At 72.7% G+C, this 18,106-nt stretch carries 10 protein-coding genes; 5 read left to right on the forward strand and 5 right to left on the reverse strand.

Annotated elements, in window-relative coordinates; genetic code table 11:
• Positions 1 to 56 precede the first annotated feature (56 nt).
• Complete coding sequence (locus ABEB03_RS38890) at positions 57 to 512, reverse strand: ATP-binding protein (protein WP_345657672.1); 456 nt, start codon at positions 510 to 512, stop codon at positions 57 to 59.
• A gap of 216 nt (positions 513 to 728) precedes the next feature.
• Between ABEB03_RS38890 and ABEB03_RS38895 the strand changes: the two genes are divergently transcribed.
• Entirely contained in the window at positions 729 to 3,752 is a 3,024-nt protein-coding gene (locus ABEB03_RS38895; protein WP_345657673.1) for an alpha-mannosidase, read from the forward strand.
• 98 nt (positions 3,753 to 3,850) lie between these two features.
• Here the strand turns inward: ABEB03_RS38895 and ABEB03_RS38900 are convergent, their stop codons facing one another.
• From ABEB03_RS38900 to ABEB03_RS38910, 3 genes are all read right to left on the reverse strand, one after another.
• A complete protein-coding gene (locus tag ABEB03_RS38900; RefSeq protein ID WP_345657674.1) occupies positions 3,851 to 5,593 on the reverse strand; it encodes a pyruvate dehydrogenase in 1,743 nt (580 codons plus the stop codon).
• A 62-nt stretch (positions 5,594 to 5,655) separates the two neighbouring features.
• Positions 5,656 to 7,260, reverse strand: coding sequence for a protein phosphatase 2C domain-containing protein (locus tag ABEB03_RS38905; protein ID WP_345657675.1), 1,605 nt, complete (start codon positions 7,258 to 7,260; stop codon positions 5,656 to 5,658).
• Positions 7,261 to 7,458: 198 nt separating this feature from the next.
• Positions 7,459 to 11,157 carry a S8 family peptidase gene (locus tag ABEB03_RS38910; RefSeq protein ID WP_345657676.1) on the reverse strand — a complete coding sequence of 1,233 codons (3,699 nt, stop codon included), beginning with the start codon at positions 11,155 to 11,157 and terminating at the stop codon, positions 7,459 to 7,461.
• Between the two features lie 251 nt (positions 11,158 to 11,408).
• Here ABEB03_RS38910 and ABEB03_RS38915 point away from each other — a divergent pair, with 251 nt between their 5' ends.
• The 3 genes from ABEB03_RS38915 to ABEB03_RS38925 all read left to right on the forward strand — a co-directional run bounded on the left by ABEB03_RS38915 (position 11,409) and on the right by ABEB03_RS38925 (position 15,634).
• Positions 11,409 to 12,389 (forward strand): helix-turn-helix domain-containing protein, encoded by a 981-nt coding sequence (locus ABEB03_RS38915; RefSeq protein WP_345657677.1) that lies wholly within the window; start codon positions 11,409 to 11,411, stop codon positions 12,387 to 12,389.
• A 36-nt stretch (positions 12,390 to 12,425) separates the two neighbouring features.
• The gene (locus ABEB03_RS38920; protein ID WP_345657678.1) at positions 12,426 to 12,908 is read left to right on the forward strand and encodes a DUF456 domain-containing protein; all 483 of its coding nucleotides are present in this window, start codon (positions 12,426 to 12,428) and stop codon (positions 12,906 to 12,908) included.
• 407 nt (positions 12,909 to 13,315) lie between these two features.
• Entirely contained in the window at positions 13,316 to 15,634 is a 2,319-nt protein-coding gene (locus tag ABEB03_RS38925; RefSeq protein WP_345657679.1) for a glycosyl hydrolase family 95 catalytic domain-containing protein, read from the forward strand.
• An 8-nt stretch (positions 15,635 to 15,642) separates the two neighbouring features.
• On the opposite strand, the gene ABEB03_RS38930 is transcribed toward ABEB03_RS38925, so the two are convergent.
• Positions 15,643 to 16,887, reverse strand: coding sequence for an SGNH/GDSL hydrolase family protein (locus ABEB03_RS38930; RefSeq protein ID WP_345657681.1), 1,245 nt, complete (start codon positions 16,885 to 16,887; stop codon positions 15,643 to 15,645).
• A gap of 404 nt (positions 16,888 to 17,291) precedes the next feature.
• On the opposite strand from ABEB03_RS38930, the gene ABEB03_RS38940 reads away from it, so the two are divergent.
• On the forward strand, positions 17,292 to 18,032 hold the full coding sequence (locus tag ABEB03_RS38940) for a Type 1 glutamine amidotransferase-like domain-containing protein (RefSeq protein ID WP_345657738.1): 741 nt from the start codon (positions 17,292 to 17,294) through the stop codon (positions 18,030 to 18,032).
• The last annotated feature ends 74 nt before the right edge of the window (positions 18,033 to 18,106 follow it).

Genomic DNA, 18,106 nt, shown 5'->3' on the forward strand with positions numbered 1-18,106 from the left:
CGGACGGCCCGGCCGGATCCCGGCCCGGCCCGGACAACACCACGGCGGCGCGGTGTCTACGACACCGCGCCGCCGTCCAGTTCGAACCACACCGCCTTGCCCACGCCGTGCGCCCTTACCCCCCAGGCGTCGGCCAGGGACTGGACGAGGACCAGGCCTCTGCCGTGCGTGCTGTCGTCGGCGTCCGGCAACCGCAGCCTGGGCCTGCGTCCCACGAAGTCCCTGACCTCTACGCGGAGTCCGCGGGGACCGACGGTGGCCGTCAGGACCGCGTCGTGGTCGGTGTGGATGAGGGCGTTGGTGACGAGCTCGCTGGTCAGCAGCTCGGCTATCTCGGAGCATCCCGGCCTGCCCCAGTGCCGTAACAACTCCCGCAGAGCCCTGCGCACCTCGGGCACCGCCCGCAGGTCCGCCCTGCCCAGCCGGCGCCTGAGCTGCGCGCCGTCCTCCCCGTCGCCCGCCCCGTCGGCCGCTTCCTCCACTGCCTTGGCGGAGGAGGCCCCCATGGCCATGGGACCACCTCCTCGTGCCTGCCTCTTCATGACCCCCGCCTGCGTGCCGATGTCGGTTCCCCTCCAGTTCGAACACGTTCACGGGGATCCATGCCCAGGCGGGAACGCGGCAGTCATGTCGAATCGTCAACCACCCGCCGGGGCGACGCGGGTGCGCGGTGTTCACGCGGGGAAGGGACACTCGGGACAGAGCCGTCCGAGCGCCGAGGAGCCGCCGTGCACGACGACCGTTCGCTGGTGGAGGCGCGCCTGGAGCGTGCGCTGCGGCAGTTCCTGCGCCCCGCGCAGTACACCGACCGGGTCCCGCTCGCCCTGTCCGTGTGGCACGTGCCCGGCGAACCCGTCCCCGTCGACCAGGCGCTCCAGGCCGCCTACGAGCCCTTCACCACCGGCACGCTCTGGGGAAAGCCCTGGTCGACGAGCTGGTTCCGCATCGAGGGCCGGGTGCCCGAGGAGTGGGCGGGCCGGCACGTCGAGGTGGTCGTCGACCCCGGCTTCACGGGTGACGGCCCCGGCTTCCAGGCGGAGGGGCTCCTGTACGACGCCTCCGGCGTCCCCCTGAAGGGGATCCATCCCCGCAACCGGCACCTGACGGTCGGTGCGCCCGCGCGGGGAGGCGAGGCCGTGAACCTGCTGCTGGAGGCGGCGGCCAACCCGGCGGTCCTGCACGGCTTCGAGCCTACGCACCTCGGGGACGTGCTGACCGCAGGCGATGGGCCCGTCTACCGATTCGCGGCTGCCGAACTCGCCGTACTCGACCCCGACGTGTGGCGGCTCGTCCTCGACGTCGAGGTGCTCTCGGAGCTGATGCACGAACTGGACGCGGGCCGGCCACGGCGGCACGAGATCCTGCGGGCGCTGGAGGACATGCTGGACGTCCTGGACCTGCACGACGTGCCCGGCACGGCGCCCGCGGCCCGCGGCGCGCTCACGGAGGTGCTGTCCCGGCCCGCGGCGGCGAGCGCGCACCGGATCTCGGCGACCGCGCACGCCCACATCGACTCGGCGTGGCTGTGGCCGCTGCGCGAGACGGTCCGCAAGGCGTCCCGCACCTTCGCCAACGTCACCGCACTGGCCGGTGACTACCCCGAGCTGGTGTTCGCGTGCTCGCAGGCCCAGCAGTACGCCTGGGTGAAGGAGCACCAGCCGCACATCTGGGAACGCATCAAGAAGGCCGTGGAGGAGGGGAACTGGGCCCCGGTCGGCTCCATGTGGGTGGAATCGGACGCCAACATGCCCGGCGGCGAGGCACTGGCCCGACAGATCGTGCACGGCAAGCGGTTCTTCCGGGAGGAGTTCGGCGTCGAGACCGAGGAGATCTGGCTGCCGGATTCCTTCGGCTACACGGCCGCCTTCCCGCAGCTGGCGAAGCTGGCGGGCGTCCGCTGGTTCCTCACCCAGAAGCTGAGCTGGAACCAGTCCAACCGGATGCCCCACCACACGTTCTGGTGGGAGGGCATCGACGGGACCCGTGTCTTCACCCACTTCCCGCCCGTCGACACCTACAACTCGCAGTTCCACGGCCGTGAACTCGCCCACGCCGAACGCAACTTCGCCGAGAAGGGCCGGGCCACCCGCTCGCTCGTGCCGTTCGGGTGGGGCGACGGCGGTGGTGGTCCCACCCGCGAGATGCTGGAGAAGGCGCGGCGGCTGCGCTCCCTGGAGGGCTCGCCGCGCCTCGAGATCGAGCGGCCCTCGGCGTTCTTCGCGGCGGCCGAGGAGGAGTACGGGGCCCACGCGCCCGTGTGGTCGGGCGAGCTGTACCTGGAACTCCACCGGGCCACCTACACCACGCAGGCGAAGACGAAGCAGGGCAACCGGCGCTCCGAACACGCGCTGCGCGAGGCCGAGTTGTGGTGCGCGGCCGCGGCGGTGCGCGCACCGTCGTACACGTATCCGTACGACGCGCTCGACCGGCTGTGGAAGACCGTGCTGCTGCACCAGTTCCACGACATCCTGCCCGGGTCGTCGATCGCCTGGGTGCACCGCGAGGCGCGGGAGACGTACGCGCGGGTGCTGGCCGAGGTGGACGAGCTGACCGCCCGGGCCGTGCGGGCACTGGGCTCCGGCGCGCCCGCCGTGCTGAACGCCTCTCCCTACGAGCGGACGGAAGTGGTCGGGGACGCGCTGGTGACCGTGCCCGGACTGGGGAGCGCCGCGGTGCCGGACACGGCGGACCCGGCGGACGCCCGGGTCCGGGCCGAGCGGTCGGGCGACACGATCGTGCTGGAGAACGAGTGGCTGCGGGTGCGGATCGACCGCGACGGGCTGCTCACCTCCGTACGGGACCTCGCGCGCGGCCGGGAGGTCCTGTGCGGCCCCGGCAACCTGCTGCAGCTCCACCCCGACCATCCCAACGCCTGGGACGCCTGGGACATCGACCGGCACTACCGGCGCACCCGCACGGACCTGACCGACGCCGAGTCGGTGGAACTCGTGGAGAGCGGACCGCTGCGGGCCGTCGTGCGGGTCACCCGCGCGTTCGGCAGCTCCCGGATCGTCCAGGACATCCGGCTGGCTGCGGCGGCCCGCAGGCTGGACGTGGTGAGCGAGGTCGACTGGCGGGAGTCGGAGAAGGTCCTCAAGGCCGCCTTCCCTCTCGACGTGCACGCCGAACGCTCCGCCGCCGAGATCCAGTTCGGCCATGTCCACCGGCCCACCCACGCCAACACCGGCTGGGACGCGGCCCGGTTCGAGATCTGCGCCCACCGGTGGCTGCGGGTCGCCGAGGACGGGTACGGCGTGGCGGTCCTCAACGACTCGACCTACGGCCATGACGTGACCCGCTGCGCGCACGAGGACGGTCTCGGCACGACCGTGCGGCTGACGCTGCTGCGCGCCCCGCACAGCCCGGACCCCGAGACCGATCTCGGCACCCACCGGTTCACATACGCGCTGCTGCCCGGTGCGGACGTGGGTGACGCCGTCGCGGAGGGACTCGCGCTCAATCTGCCGCTGCGCGTGGCCGGGGCGCCGGCACTCGCTCCCCTGGTGAGCGTCGACAACCCGGCCGTCACCGTCGAGTCGGTCAAGCTCGCCGAGGACCGCAGCGGCGATGTGGTGGTGCGGCTGTACGAGTCCCGGGGCGGCCGGGCGCGCTGCGAGCTGACCGCCGGCTTCCCGGTGGCCCGTACCGAGGTGACGGACCTGCTGGAGCGGCCGCTCCACGAGACGGCGGGCCCCTTCACCCTGCGGCCGTTCCAGATCCTGACGCTGCGGCTGCGGCTGCGGCCGGCGTAGCCGCGCCGGCGCTCGCTCCGTGCCGTCGGTGCCCTGTGCGCCGACGGGTCCCCTCGGTGGTCGAGGGGGCCCGCCGGCACGGGCAGCCGCGGCGGGGCCTACGGCCGCGGCACGTTGCGCAGGTTCGAGCGGGCCATCTGCACCATCCGTCCGACGCCTCCGTCGAGCACCATCTTCGACGCAGACAGCGCGAAGCCCGTCACCATCTCCGCGCTGATCTTCGGCGGGATGGAGAGCGCGTTGGGGTCGGTGACGATGTCGACGAGAGCCGGACCCTTGTGGCTGAAGGCGTCCTTCAGGGCACCGGCGAGCTGCTTCGGCTTCTCGACGCGGACGCCGTACGCCCCGCAGGCGCGGGCCACCGCCGCGAAGTCGGGGTTCTTGTTCGAGGTGCCGTACGAGGGCAGCCCGGCGACCAGCATCTCCAGCTCGACCATGCTCAGCGAGGAGTTGTTGAACAGGACGACCTTCACCGGCAGGTCGTGCTGGACGAGGGTGAGGAAGTCTCCCATCAGCATGGTGAATCCGCCGTCGCCGGACATCGACACGACCTGCCGCCTGCGGTCGGTGAACTGCGCGCCGATCGCCATCGGCAGCGCGTTGGCCATCGAGCCGTGCGAGAACGAACCGATGACCCGGCGGCTGCCGTTGGGCGAGATGTAGCGGGCGGCCCAGACGTTGCACATGCCGGTGTCGACGGTGAACACCGCGTCCTCGTCGGCGAGTTCGTCGAGGACCGAGGCGACGTACTCGGGGTGGATCGGCACGTGTTTCTCGACCTTGCGGGTGTACGCCTTGACGACTCCTTCGAGGGCGTCCGCATGCTTCTTCAGCATCTTGTCCAGGAAGCGCCGGTTCCCCTTGGGCTTCACGCGCGGGATCAGACAGCGCAGGGTCTCCTTCACGTCGCCCCAGACCGCGAGGTCCAGCTTGGAGCGACGGCCCAGGTGCTCGGGCCGCACGTCGACCTGGGCGATCCTGACGTCGTCGGGCAGGAAGGCGTTGTACGGGAAGTCGGTGCCGAGCAGGATCAGCAGATCGCACTCGTGGGTGGCCTCGTAGGCGGCGCCGTAGCCGAGCAGTCCGCTCATGCCGACGTCGTACGGGTTGTCGTACTGGATCCATTCCTTGCCGCGCAGCGCGTGCCCGACCGGGGACTTGATCTTCCCGGCGAACTCCATGACCTCGGTGTGCGCGCCGGCCGTGCCGCTGCCGCAGAACAGGGTGACCTTCTCCGCCTCGTCGATCATCGCGACGAGCTTGTCGATCTCCGTGTCGCCGGGGCGGACGCTGGGCCGCGAGGTGACGAGCGCGGTCTCGACGGGCTTGTCCGGGGCCGGTTCGTCGGCGATGTCACCGGGCAGCGTGACGACGCTGACACCGGACTGGCCGACGGCGTGCTGGATGGCGGTCTGCAGGACCCGGGGCATCTGCTTCGGGCTGGAGATCAGCTCGCTGTAGTGGCTGCACTCCTGGAAGAGCCGGTCGGGGTGGGTCTCCTGGAAGTAGCCGAGACCGATCTCGCTGGAGGGGATGTGCGAGGCGAGGGCCAGGACGGGTGCCATGGAGCGGTGGGCGTCGTACAGGCCGTTGATGAGGTGCAGGTTGCCGGGGCCGCAGGAGCCGGCGCAGGCCGTGAGCTTTCCGGTGATCTGGGCCTCGGCGCCCGCGGCGAACGCCGCCGTCTCCTCGTGCCGGACGTGGATCCAGTCGATCGCGGAGTTGCGCCTGATCGCGTCGACGACCGGGTTCAGGCTGTCGCCGACCACGCCGTACAGGCGCTCGACGCCCGCGCGGACGAGGATGTCGACGAACTGTTCGGCGACGTTCTGCTTGGCCATGCCTCACGCACCCCTTCGTGCTCCTCGGATCCCTTGGGTCCATGAATTCACACGGCGCGCTGTCACGCCTCCCACACGGCCGCGGCCGTACGGTCATCGGCGTAGCCCTTGACCCGTACCAGTGTGTCGGCGAGGAACGCGGCGAGACCGGGCGGCTGTGCTGCCGACCACCGCGTCGTGAGGTGCTCGGCGAGTCCGGGTTCGCCGCGCAGCGGGTCCGCGAGGCCCGCGCTGCACAGCAGCAGGGTGTCACCCGGGCGGGCGACCGAGGCACGGAAGCGGAACGGGTCGCGGGGCGGCTCGGGGGCCGGTTCGTAGGGGCTCGGGGGTGTGGTGATGCCCAGGTCCATGGTGAGCCGGTCGCCCTCGGGCGTCTCGTGGGGCAGTGACCCGAAGCCGACGACGGGCTCACCGGTGGCCTCGGCGACACGCGGCTCGATGTCCTGCCACTCGCCGTCCCGCAGCCGGAACAGTCCGCCGGCGCCGACGCCGAAGAACACCCGGGTGCGGCACTGCGGGTCGGCGGGCAGCAGCAGGCAGCGCAGACCGGCGGTGTACTCCTCCGGTTCGATGCCCTGTTCGGCCGCGCTCGCCCGGAGCCTGCCGAGGCTGCGGTCGGTGAGCCGGTGCAGTCCGGACTTCAGGTCGCCGCGCCGGGCGGCCCGGATGTCCTCGGCCAGCCGGGCGTGGCTGCGGCCCACGGCCTGTCCGATCCACCGGCACACCTCTGCGGCCGCCCGGTGGGCGCCGGGGGTGGCGCGTGCCCCGGTCGCCATCGCCACCAGGACCAGCGCCTGTTCGCCCGTCCCGAAGCGGGCGGTGAGGAGCGAGTCCCTGCGCGGCTCGCCGCGGTAGCGGGCGGAGTCGCCGCGCGCGGACACGGCCCGCAGGGTGCTGGTCCCGTAGCAGGCGCCGTCCAGGACCGTGTCGGCGACGAGGTCGCCGAGGTCGTCCGGATCGGCGGGCGGGAGCGCGGTGGGTTCGGCTGCGTAGGTGGGCGGGCCGGAGCCGACGTGCCCGACGGAGGGCGGCGAAGGGGGTGGGGCAAGGGCGGTCCCCCGGGCGGGAGCCTCCTCCGGTGCGGCGGGGGGCGAGGCGTCCTCCGGATCCGCGAGGGGTGCGGGCGGCGGGGCCGGGGGCAGGGGCGGTGGTTCGGCGGGCGTTCTCGACGCGGGTACCTGCGGGAGCGGCGCGGGGCCGGGCGCGAGGTCGCCCGCCTCCGGCGGGGTGTCGCTCGCGGGCTCGGGCTCCTGCGGGCGGAACCCCGGCGGTGTGGGCCCGGGCGGGAAGGCGGCGGGTGCGGGCGGTCCGAGGGGCGGGGGCTCCCAAGGAGCGGGCTCCCGGGTGAGGCCGCTGCGCCGGAGCGGGGGCTCGGCCTCGGGAGGTGCCGCGGGCGGGTCGTGGCGCTCCCACCGGCCGGGGTGGGAACGGCCGTCACCGCGCTGCCCCGGCACCGCGGGGGGCCGCTCCGGCGGGGACGGGACATCGGCCACGGGCGCGTCCGGTCCCGTGCCGGACCGCAGCTCGACCGTCCCGGCGGCCGAGGCGAACCGGTCGTCCAGGGAATCGGCCGCGGTGGCGGGTCCCGTGTCCTCGGTGGAGTCGTCGTACAACTGCCTCCACCAGTCGTCCTCATGACCGGTGGGCTTCTCCCCCTGCTGACTCATGCCCCTAATTGTCCACCGCGAGGGCCGGTTGAAAACGGGGCATCCGGAAAAACCGGCCAAGGGACTGGCTGTCGAACGGCATGTCGGACGAAGCGTCGAACGGTATTGCGACCGGGGCGCGGTCGTGCGCACAGCCGGCCGCCGGACGGCCCCACCCCCCACGGGAGGACCATCCGGCGGCGTCGTGGTGACCGGGGTCTAGCGCACGTCGTAGGCCCGGGTCACGGTCTGGACGACCGAGTTGCCGTTGCTGTCGGTCAGTTCGGTCCTGAGGGTGACCTGCTCGCCCTGGGCTCCGCCGTGATCGACGGTCGCGGTCCACTTGCCGGCGTCGCGGGTGGTCGCGGCCTGCTTCCAGGTCTCTCCACCGTCGTACGAGTACGACAGCTTCACCGAGGTGAGCGTGCCCGGCCGGTAGCCCGCGTGACCGGTCGCGGTGAGCGTGATCCGCTGACCGTCCTCGGCCGGCAGGGTCTTCAGGCCGTCCTCCGGCAGGCCGTAGCGCGGGAAGAGCAGGGGGATGCCCTGCGAGTAGGCGTCCTCGTCGAGGTGCGAGCGGAACGACCAGGTGGTGACGGTCTGCGGGGAGCGGTTCCAGACGCGCGAGCCGATCTTCATCGTGTGGAGGGTGAGGGCGTACGCGGAGTCGTCGGCCGGGACCTCGAACACCCCGTAGGGGACGGAGCTTTCGCCGATCGTCTCGCCGTCGCGCCGCAACTGCATGGAGCCGATGTCACCGAACCCGCCCTGGATTCCCTGGTGCTGGGCGTCACCCCAGAATCCGGGAGCCACGCCGATCAGGTTGCCCTGCCGTTCGGCGGCGAGTGCCTGCTCCCCGGAGGAGTCCAGGGGGGCCACCGGCGAGAGGACTCCGCCGTACCACTCCTCCGTCCGCCGTTCGCCCTTCGTGTAGCCGCGCACCGGGTCGATCATGAACTCGCCCCAGGGGAAACTGCTGGAGACCTGGTGTCCCCAGCCGGTGGTGCCGGCCGAGTAGTACTCGGTGCGGCTGAAGGGCGCGGGCACGGTCTCCAGGTCGCCGAAGAAGCCGCCGAGTCCGTTCGGGCGGGTGACCGAGGGCAGGTCGATGTAGTCGGTGGCGGTGCCCACCGCGCGGTAGGTGGCACTCGTGGCGGCCAGTTCGCGGTCGTGGACCCGGTAGGTGCGGGCGTTGCGGATCTGACCCGTCTCCGGGAAGGCCAGGTTGTAGACGTACGGGCTCTTCGCGGTGGCCTTCCAGCGCAGGGTCACGTCACCGGCGGCGAGCAGCGCCTCGGCCTCCTCGGTGGGTACGGCGAGGACGGGCAGCGGGCCGCCGGTGAAGCCGGTGGCGGGGTACCAGCGGCCGGGCGCCTCACGGTAGGCGAGGACCGCCAGCGCGCCCGCCGCCTTCGCGGCCGACGCGACGGCCGTGGCGCTCCCGCCGTCCGGCAGCTCGACGAGGGCGATCTTCCCCTTGGCGCCTGCGAGGTCCTGTGCCGTACCGGACTTGGCGTCCACGAGGGGGGCCTGTCCGGTGCCGTCGAGGTTGGCGGAGTTGGTGGAAGCGGTCACGGGGTGCAGCCTCGGGCCGCCCACGACGGCGAGTTCGGAGATCTGCGGGGCCGCGGCGCGCCAGAAGCTGTCGAACTCGAAGGTGCCGTCGCTCGCCCGGCCCTCGACGGAGGCGTAGTAGCCGCGCACCGAGCGTGAGCCCTCGGCCGTGCCGGCGTGCAGCCAGGTGTCGTCCCAGGAGCGGGCGAACCCGAGTGTGGCGCCGCGGAGTTCGGACTCCTTGTCCGTGCTGATGCTCAGCCGGTGGGCGGTACGGGCATCGAGGACGACGGTGGTGTCCTTGCGTATCTCCAGCTGCGGGCGGGCCAGGTAGGACAGCGAGTCGATCAGGGTTCCCGCGGTCGCCGGTGTGGCGATGAAGCCGGAGAGGAAGTAGCTGCCGGGGCGTACGCGGTACGTCTGGTCGTCCGCGCCCTCGTTGAAGCGTCGCTCGCCGCTCGCGTCGTCGGTGCCGATGAGGTCGACGGACGAGCCGGACGTGGCGGGACGGCCGAGCCGGTCGACGAGCTTGACCCGCAGGGTGACGGTCTCCGGTTCGACGTAGAGGGAGAAGGGGGTCGAGACGGAGACGCCGTCGGCGGTGGCGAGGACACGGCCGGTGACATCGCCGTACTGGGCGCGGGTCAGGGACGCGTCGGGGTCGAGCTTCAGCGGTACCTCGACGGTGGCGCCGGCGGGGACGGTCACCGAGCGGCTGCCGAGCCGGGCGACCGACGAGCGGACGGTGGAACCGTCGTTGCCGGTGACACGGCCGACGGAGAGCTTCAACTCGACTTTTTCGTCACCGGTGTTGGTATAGGGAACCGTGACGCTCCTGCGGTCGCCGGCGTCCTGCGGCCAGGCGAAGCTGCCGCCCTGCACGGCGGGCGCGCCCAGCACGGTCTGGTCGATCGCGGCCTTGACGTCGAGCCGTCCGCCGCCGGTCTCGCGGACGTCGCCGGGGATGCCGGTGTCCGCGGAGGAGACGAGGGCCGCCTTGATCTGCTGCGCGTCCCAGTCGGGGTGGCGCTGCTTGACGATCGCGGCGGCGCCCGCCACGTGCGGGGTGGCCATCGACGTGCCGCTCATGGACTGGTAGGCGTAGACGCCGCGGCCGCCCGCGTTGGCTGCCGAGATGCCCACACCGGGCGCGGTGATCTCCGGCTTCAGCGTGTGCGAGCCGTAGGCCGGGCCGCGGCTGGAGAAGGACGCCGTGGAGTCGTCGCGATCGACGGCGCCGACGGTGAGGACGCCGGGCGCGCAGCCGGGCGAGGAGACCGAGTCGAGGGAGGGGCCGGTGTTGCCGGCCGCGATGACGAAGAGCGTGTCGCGGCTGGACTCGGCGAGTTGCTGCGTGGCCGCGCTCATCGGGTCGGTGCAGTCGGTGCGGGCCGGGTTGCCGAGGCTCATCGAGACGACGTCGGCGCCCTGGTCGACGGCCCACTGCATGCCGGCGATGATCCACGACTCCGCGCCCGAGCCGGAGTCGTCGAGGACCTTGCCGTTCAGCAGGTCGGCGCCGGGGGCGACACCCTTCTTCCTGCCGTCGCTCGCCGCGCCCGTGCCGCCGACGGTGGACGTGGTGTGCGTGCCGTGCCCTTGGCGGTCGCTCGTGTCCGGCGAGTCCGTGAAGTTCTCCGAGGCGGTGATCCGGCCCTTGAGGTCGGGGTGTTCGGCATCGACACCGGTGTCCAGGACGGCGACCTTGGTGCCCTTGCCGTCGTAGCCCGCGGCCCACGCCTCGGGGGCGTGCACCTGCCGGGTCGAGCGGTCCAGGGTGGCCCGGACCTTCTCGTCGAGCCACAACTTCTTCAGTCCGCCCGCCGCGCGGGAGCGGGAGTTCGTGATGTCGGCCCAGAAGTCCGCGGCGTTCTTCTTGTCGGCCTTGAGCGCGAGGCCGTCGATCGGTTCGAGGGCGACACCGCGTTCGGCGCCGCGCGGCGTGGCCGGGACCGAGCGGGCGGCCGACGCCCGGTACGTGGCGATCAGCGGCAGGGTCGCGCTGTGCGCGTCGTCGTAGCCCTGCCGGACCAGGCCGGTGACGTTGAAGAGCTCCTCGTCCACGCGGCCGGCCGCGATGGCGGCGACGGCTCCCGCGGGATAGACGTACAGGTCTTCGCCGGACCGGCGGGTCTGTGTGAAGGGAGTGGTGCCGTCGTCGCCGGGAAGGGCGGTCGCCCCGTCCTTCGTCACCAGGACGCGGTCGCCGGTGACGAGCGTGACGACGGCACCCGAGGCGGCGGCACCGCTTCCGGTCAGCGGCTTCTTCGTGTCGTGTGCGGCCCCTGCGGGCACGGCTGCCGTGACGGCGAGGACGGCGGCGGTCGCCGCGCCCAGTGCCGTACGGACGGTCGTCTTCCCCAAAATCCCACTCCCCAAGATCGCTCCACCCGTGTCCGCCGGCGCCCGGACGAACCGGTGAGGCCGTGTCCGCGCAGGCCAAGAAGGCCCAAGGAGGGCATTACGGGCGGTGGTTGATGCTGCGGTGGCGTGAGCTTGGCAGAGAGGCGGGTGGTGCGGCGATGATGTGCCCAGGCGGGTTTGCGCCGTGGCTGTTTCCCGCCATGGACGCCACCGACCGGCCGGAACGCATTCTCGGGGAGGGACTTCGCCGCATGCTGGGAGCGATAGGTCTGGACGAGACGCACGAGTCGGCCTACCGGGCGCTCGTGTCCGTGGGCGCCGCCGACGTGCCCGATCTCGCGCGACGGCTCACACTCGGCGAGTACGACACGGAGCGCGCCCTGCGCCGGCTGGAGCGGCACGGTCTGGCGGCGCAGTCGACGGCCCGGCCCGGGCGCTGGGTCGCCGCGCCGCCGGGTGTCGCGCTCGGGGCGCTGCTCACCCAGCAGCGGCACGAGCTGGAGAAGGCGGAGCTGGCGGCCGCGCTGCTCGCCGAGGAGTACCGCGCGCAGGCCGCGGAGCCCGCCGTGCACGACCTGGTCGAGGTGGTGATGGGCGCGGCGGCCGTCTCCCAGCGTTTCCTCCAGCTCCAGCTGGGGGCGAGCGAGGAGGTGTGCGCGCTGGTCACCGGGAACCCCGTGGCCGTCTCCGGCATGGACAACGACGCCGAGGAGCAGGCCGTCGGGCGGGGCGTCGGTTTCCGGGTGGTCGTCGAGCGCGCGGTCCTCGACAAGCCGACCGGGATCACCGAGCTGTCCGCCGCGCTCGGCCGGGACGAACAGGTACGGGTCGTGGACCAGGTCCCGACCAAGCTGGTCATCGCCGACCGGGCGCTGGCGATGGTCCCCCTCACCTCGAACACGGCGGAGCCGTCCGCGCTGGTCGTGCACGCGAGCGGGTTGCTGGAGCTGCTGTCCGGGCTCTTCGACTCGGTGTGGCGGGACGCGCTGCCCCTGCGGATCGGCAGCCGGGGCGTGCTGGAGCAGGAACCCGACGGGCCGGACTGCACCGACCTGGAGATCCTGTCGCTGCTGCTCGCCGGGCTCACCGACGCGAGCGTCGCCAAGCAGCTGGATCTGGGGCTGAGGACCGTGCAGCGCCGGGTGAAGCGGCTGATGGAGCTGACGGGGGTGACAACGCGGCTCCAGCTCGGCTGGCACGCGTACGAGCGGGGCTGGGTGGCGCGGGACTGACCTGCGGCTTCCCGTTCGCTCCTGCACCCTGGGCAGATGGGAGCGTGGGAACTCCTGCCGGTCGGCGTGGTGATGCTGCTCGGCCTGGCCGGAGTACTGGTGCCCGGTGTGCCGGGCTCGTGGCTGGTCTGGGCCGCGGTCGCGTGGTGGGCGCTGGAGGACCCGCGTGCCCTGTCGTGGGGGGTGCTGGTCGGCGCGACCGGGGTCCTGCTGCTGTCCCGGGCGATCCGCTGGGCGCTCCCGCCGCGGCGGCTGCGTGCGAGCGGAGCCACCACCCGGACGGCGGTGTACGCCGGTCTCGGGGCACTGCTCGGCTTCTTCCTGGTGCCGGTGGTCGGAGCGATACCCGGTTTCCTCGGCGGCATCTACCTGTGCGAACGGCGCCGGCTGGGCGGGCACGGACAGGCGGGCACGGCGGTACGGACATTGATGCGGGCGGGCGGCTGGAGCGTCCTGACGGAGCTCTTCGCCTGCCTGCTGATCCTGGGGGCATGGCTGGGGGCGGTGATCTGGGGCTGAGCCGGGCCCCTGGCGGTGGCGAAGAAGCCGACGTCAGGGTCGCCGAGCCGGGGCCGAGGAGCCGGGGCCGGGCCGAGGAGCCGGTGCCGAGGAGCCGGGGCCGGGCCGAGGAGCCGGTGCCGAGGAGCCGGGGCCGGGCTGAGGAGCCGGGACCGGCGGCGGCAGGCCAGGAGCGGGGCCAGGAGCCCGGAACGGGGTCTGGGAGCCGACCCCCGGGCCGAGGGAATCGGGCGCGGCGCCGGAAGTGTGCCTGCGTACAGCCGTACGGCCGCTGTTCACGTACGTAGTAACACATCGGATCTCTCTTTGGTCATTGACGGGCTACCGCACCATCTCTACGTTGCCTTCTGGGATAGCTCCGATGAATCACCGTGCGTGTGTTGCCGTACGAGTCGCCAGGAGGCGCCATGCCCAGCCCGTCCAGACGTACCGTGCTCGCCACCGGCCCCGCCCTGGGAGGTGCGCTGCTGGCGGGCGGTCCGCAGGCCCGGGCACAGACGCGGCCCCGGGCCGCCACGCCGGACGGCACCGCCGCCGACCCGTGGACGGCGGTCCTCGACGACGCCGACCTGGTCTGGCAGCGCATGCCGCGCACCTGGTACGAGGGCCCGTTCCTCGGCAACGGCTTCCTCGGTTCCGGCATCTACGCCGAACCGGGCGCCGAGACCAGGGCCGTGCGCTTCAACGTGCAGCACTCCGAGGTGCAGGACCACCGTCCCGAGTTCGGCTCGCTCTTCGGACTCGCCCGCCTGCCGATCGGCTGGTTCACGCTGGAGCCGGCCGGCACGATCACCGGCCTGGACTGGCGGCTGCGGCTGGAGGACGCCGAACTCACCGGCACGCTCACCACCGACAAGGGCACGCTGAAGCTGCGCGCACTGGTCCACGACTCCCGTTCGGTGCTCGCCGTGGAGGTGACGCCCAGCGAGGGCGAGCGCGACTTCCGCTGGGTGTTCCACCCGGCGGAAGCCATCAGCCCGCGCGCCGCGTTCAAACCGCTGCCGGACGGCTACCGGGGCAATCCGCCCGCCGAGGTCGTGGAGCGCGACGGCGTCCTCACCGCCGTGCAGCCGCTGCTGTCGGGCGGCGGACACGCGACCGCGTGGCGGGAGCGGACCAGGGGCGGCACGCGCACCCTGTACGTCCATGTCGCGCACTCCTACCCGAAGGCCACGGCGCCGGAGCGGGCGGTCGCCGCCGTGCGCGGCGCCTCCGCCCTGACGTACGACGGGCTGGCTCGGACGCATCGCGCCCGGTGGCACGCCTACTACCGCAAGAGCTTCCTCTCCCTGCCCGACGCGCGCCTCCAGCGCTTCTACTGGATCCAGCTGTACAAGACGGCGTCGGCCGCCCGCCGGGACGCCCCCGTGATGGCCACCAGCGGACCCTGGCTGGAGCCCACCCCGTGGCCGAACACCTGGTGGAACCTCAACGTCCAACTGGAGTACTGGCTGATCCACGGCTCCAACCACCTCGAACTCGACGCGGTGACCAGGGCGTTGGGCGAATTCCGGGACAACCTCGCCAAGGAGGTGGCGGAGCGGTACCGGGGCGACTCCCTCGGCATCCCGCGCACCACCGACCCGCAGCTCGTCAACGGCGCGGCCGGCACCCTCACCGGCTACGGCGTCGGCATCCCGGGCCAGGACCCGCCGACCCCCGAGGTCGGCAACCTCACCTGGGCCCTGCACAACGTCTGGCTCAGCTACCGCCACACCATGGACGAGTCGATCCTGCGCGACGTCCTCTTCCCGCTCCTGCGCAAGGCGGTCAACTACTACCTGCACTTCCTGGAACCGGGCGCGGACGGCCGGCTCCACCTCCCGGCGACCTTCTCCCCCGAGTACGGCGGCAACACCCACGACTGCAACTACGACCTGATGCTGCTGACATGGGGCTGCCGCACGCTCCTGGAGTCCGCCGAACTCCTCGGCGTGGACGACGAGTCGGCGCCCCGCTGGCGCGAAGTGCTCGCCCGGCGGGTGGACTACCCGACCGACACCAACGGCTTCATGATCGGCGCCGACATCCCGTTCGCGAAGTCGCACCGCCACTACTCGCACCTGCTCGCCGTGTACCCGCTGTACGAGCTGACCGGCCGCACACCCGACGAACGCGCCCTGATCGAGAGGTCGCTGGCGCACTGGGTGGGCTTCGAGGGTGCCCTCCAGGGCTACACGTTCACCGGCGCCGCGTCGATGTCCGCGCTGCTCGGCAAGGGCGAGGACGCGCTCGCGTACCTGGGCGAGCTGATGGCCCGGTTCATCCAGCCCAACACCATGTACAAGGAGTCGGGCCCGGTCATCGAGACCCCGCTCTCCGCCGCCCAGTCCCTGCACGACATGGTCTGCCAGTCATGGGGCGGAGTCGTCCGCGTCTTCCCCGCCCTGCCCGCGGCCTGGCGCGACCTCACCGTCCACGACTTCCGCACCCAGGGCGCCTTCCTGCTCTCGGCGGTCCGCACGGGCGGCACGACCCGCTGGGTACGGCTGTTCAGCGAGGCGGGTGCGCCCTGCGTCGTACGGCACGGCATCACGGGACCGGTCGAGGTCCGCGACGGACACGGGCGGACCCCGCGCACCGCCGACGCGGGCGACGGCGCGATCCGCATCGCCCTGCGCAAGGGCGAGTCGGCGCTGATCACCGCGCGGGGCGACCGCCCGGACCTCACCGTCGCACCGGTCCGGCCGGCCGAGGCCGCACCTCGATGGGGGCAGCCCGCGTAGCGAACGCTTCAGGGCGCGAGCGCCGTGAGGTCGACGGTGTCGGCCAGCGCCTTCATGCCCGCGTCGTTGAAGTGGAGGTGGTCACCGGGGTCGTAGGCGGGGCGGATGCGGCTCGGGTGGGCCGGGTCGCGGACGGTGGCGTCGAAGTCCGCGACCGCGTCGAAGAGGCCGCGTGTGCGGATGGCGGCGTTGACCGCCCGCCGCGCGGCCTCACGGGCCCGGGTGTACGCGCTGTGACCGCCGTACGGGGTGATCGTGGCGCCGACGACGCGGATGCCGTGGGCGTGGGCACGGCGCACGATCAGACGGTAGGCGTCCTCGATGACACGCGGATCCGTCTGCTCCGGTGGGCCCTTGATGTCGTTGATGCCCTGCAGCACGATCAGCGAGCGGACGCCGGTGCGGGAGAAGACGTCGGCGTCGAGCCGGGACAGGGCCCTCGGGCCGCGGCCGTCGAGCAGGATCCGGTTCCCGGCGACGCCCGCGTTGAGGACGCCGAGCCGGCGGTGCGCGGGCAGGGCGCTCAGCCGGTCGGCGAGCCGGTCGGGCCAGCGGTGGTTGGCACCGAACGTCGAGCCCGTGCCGTCCGTGAGGGAGTCGCCGAGCGCGACCACACTGCCCGCGGCGGAGGAACCGAGCACGTCGACACCGGTGACGTAGTACCAGTTGTTGAGCGTGGTGGTGTACGCGGTGCCGCTCTCGTCGGCCGTGCGGTCGCCCCGGACCGCCACGAAGTTGGGCTGGAGCGCGGAGCGGTGATACGTGGCGGGGCCGGAGTCGACGGGCGTGTGCACCGAGATCAGCAGGTCGGCGTCGGCGGGGACCGTGAGGTCCACGCGGTCGCTGACCACGTCCCTGCCCGCGGGGATCGTCACCGATCCGGCACCGGAGAAGGTGACCTTGCGCATCGAACCCGCGACGGCGCGCGGACCGGCCGTCGCGCCGGGGCGCCGCAACGCGAGGGTCACGGAGCCGAGTTGCAGCGGTGCCGTGCCGAGCCGGTTGGACAGGCGGACGCGGGCCGCACGTCCGCCGACACTGGTGTGCACGACGTTGCGGATCGAGGCACCGGGCAGGGCGTCGGCGGTGCCGGAGGCGGCCGCCTCCCACGTGCCGGTCCACGCCGGGCCCCGCGCCCCGGCGGCCGTCCCGTCCGGGAACCGCCCCGTGTCCGCGTTCGCGTGCGGCGGCGCGAGAACCACGGTGGTCACCAGAGCGGCCAGAAGATACCGGACCTTGATCGCGCGGGTCATGGGGGCATCGTTTCCCTGGCCGTCGGCCCGCTCAACACGCTGTCACACCATTGGGCGCACCCCGCGGAAACCGGCGGGCCGGTTCAGGAGGCCGGAGGGGCGGGCAGCGCCGAGGCCGGGTGGGCACGGCCTGCCGAGGTTGCCGAAACCCGTCGGCAGAACCCGGAGGTCGCCCTCGTCGTCGACGACATCGTCAGCCTTCGGCCGTGGAAGTGCGCGGCGTCGGCATGCGCGAGGAGGTCGAACTGCTCACCGGACCGCACGAGTTGGTGCCGCACTTCGGTGAGCAACTGATCCGCGTCCGCCCGAAGCGGATCCACAGCCGGGGCCTTGAGGACCGACCGCTCCGGCGGTCCTCCCGTCGAAGATCGTCCGACGGCACGCCCTTGGTAGGGTCGCGAGCCATGACCGCTTCGGAGCCCACCATTCTGGCCACCTCGGGTGGTCATCGTCCCGGAGACCGCACGCGGGTGACCTTCGACGCCCTCGTCCACCACGCCGTGGAACTGGCGGAGGTCCGGGGCCGTCGCCCTCGTGTCATGTACGTCGGGACGGCGATCGGCGACGCCGAGCACTTCACCACCCGGATGACCGAGGCGGCCCGTGTGGCGGGTTTCGACCTGACTCCCCTCCATCTCTTCCCCATGCCGAACCTCGAGGACATCGAGGCGTCGGTGCTCGACCAGGACGTCGTGTGGGTCATGGGCGGTTCGGCGGCGAACCTGCTCGCGGTGTGGCGCGTCCACGGCCTCGACGCGGTCTTCCGGCGCGCCTGGCAGGCCGGGGTCGTGCTCAGCGGTGTGAGCGCCGGTTCCCTCTGCTGGTTCCGGGGCGGCACCACGGACTCCTTCGGCCCCGAGCTGCGCCCGCTCACCGACGGACTCGGCTACCTGCCGTACGGCAACGGCGTGCACTACGACAGCGACGCGGGCCGCCGCCCGCTGGTGCACCGGCTCGTCGCCGACGGCACGCTGCCCGACACCCACTGCACCGACGACGGGGTGGGCCTGGTCTACCGCGGCACCCGACTCACCGAGGCCGTCACCGAGATACCGGGCAAAGGCGCGTACCTGGTCAGGCGCGAGGGTGACACGGCGGTGGAGGAACGCATCGAACCGCGTCTGCTGCCGTCGCCGGTGGGCTGAGCCGTCGCGGGGTCCTCGCGACGGCTCCTCGGCTCCGTCGTGCCGGCTCCGTCCGGTCGGCTTCGACCGGACGG

Source organism: Streptomyces siamensis (assembly GCF_039543605.1).
Lineage (GTDB): Bacteria > Actinomycetota > Actinomycetes > Streptomycetales > Streptomycetaceae > Streptomyces > Streptomyces siamensis.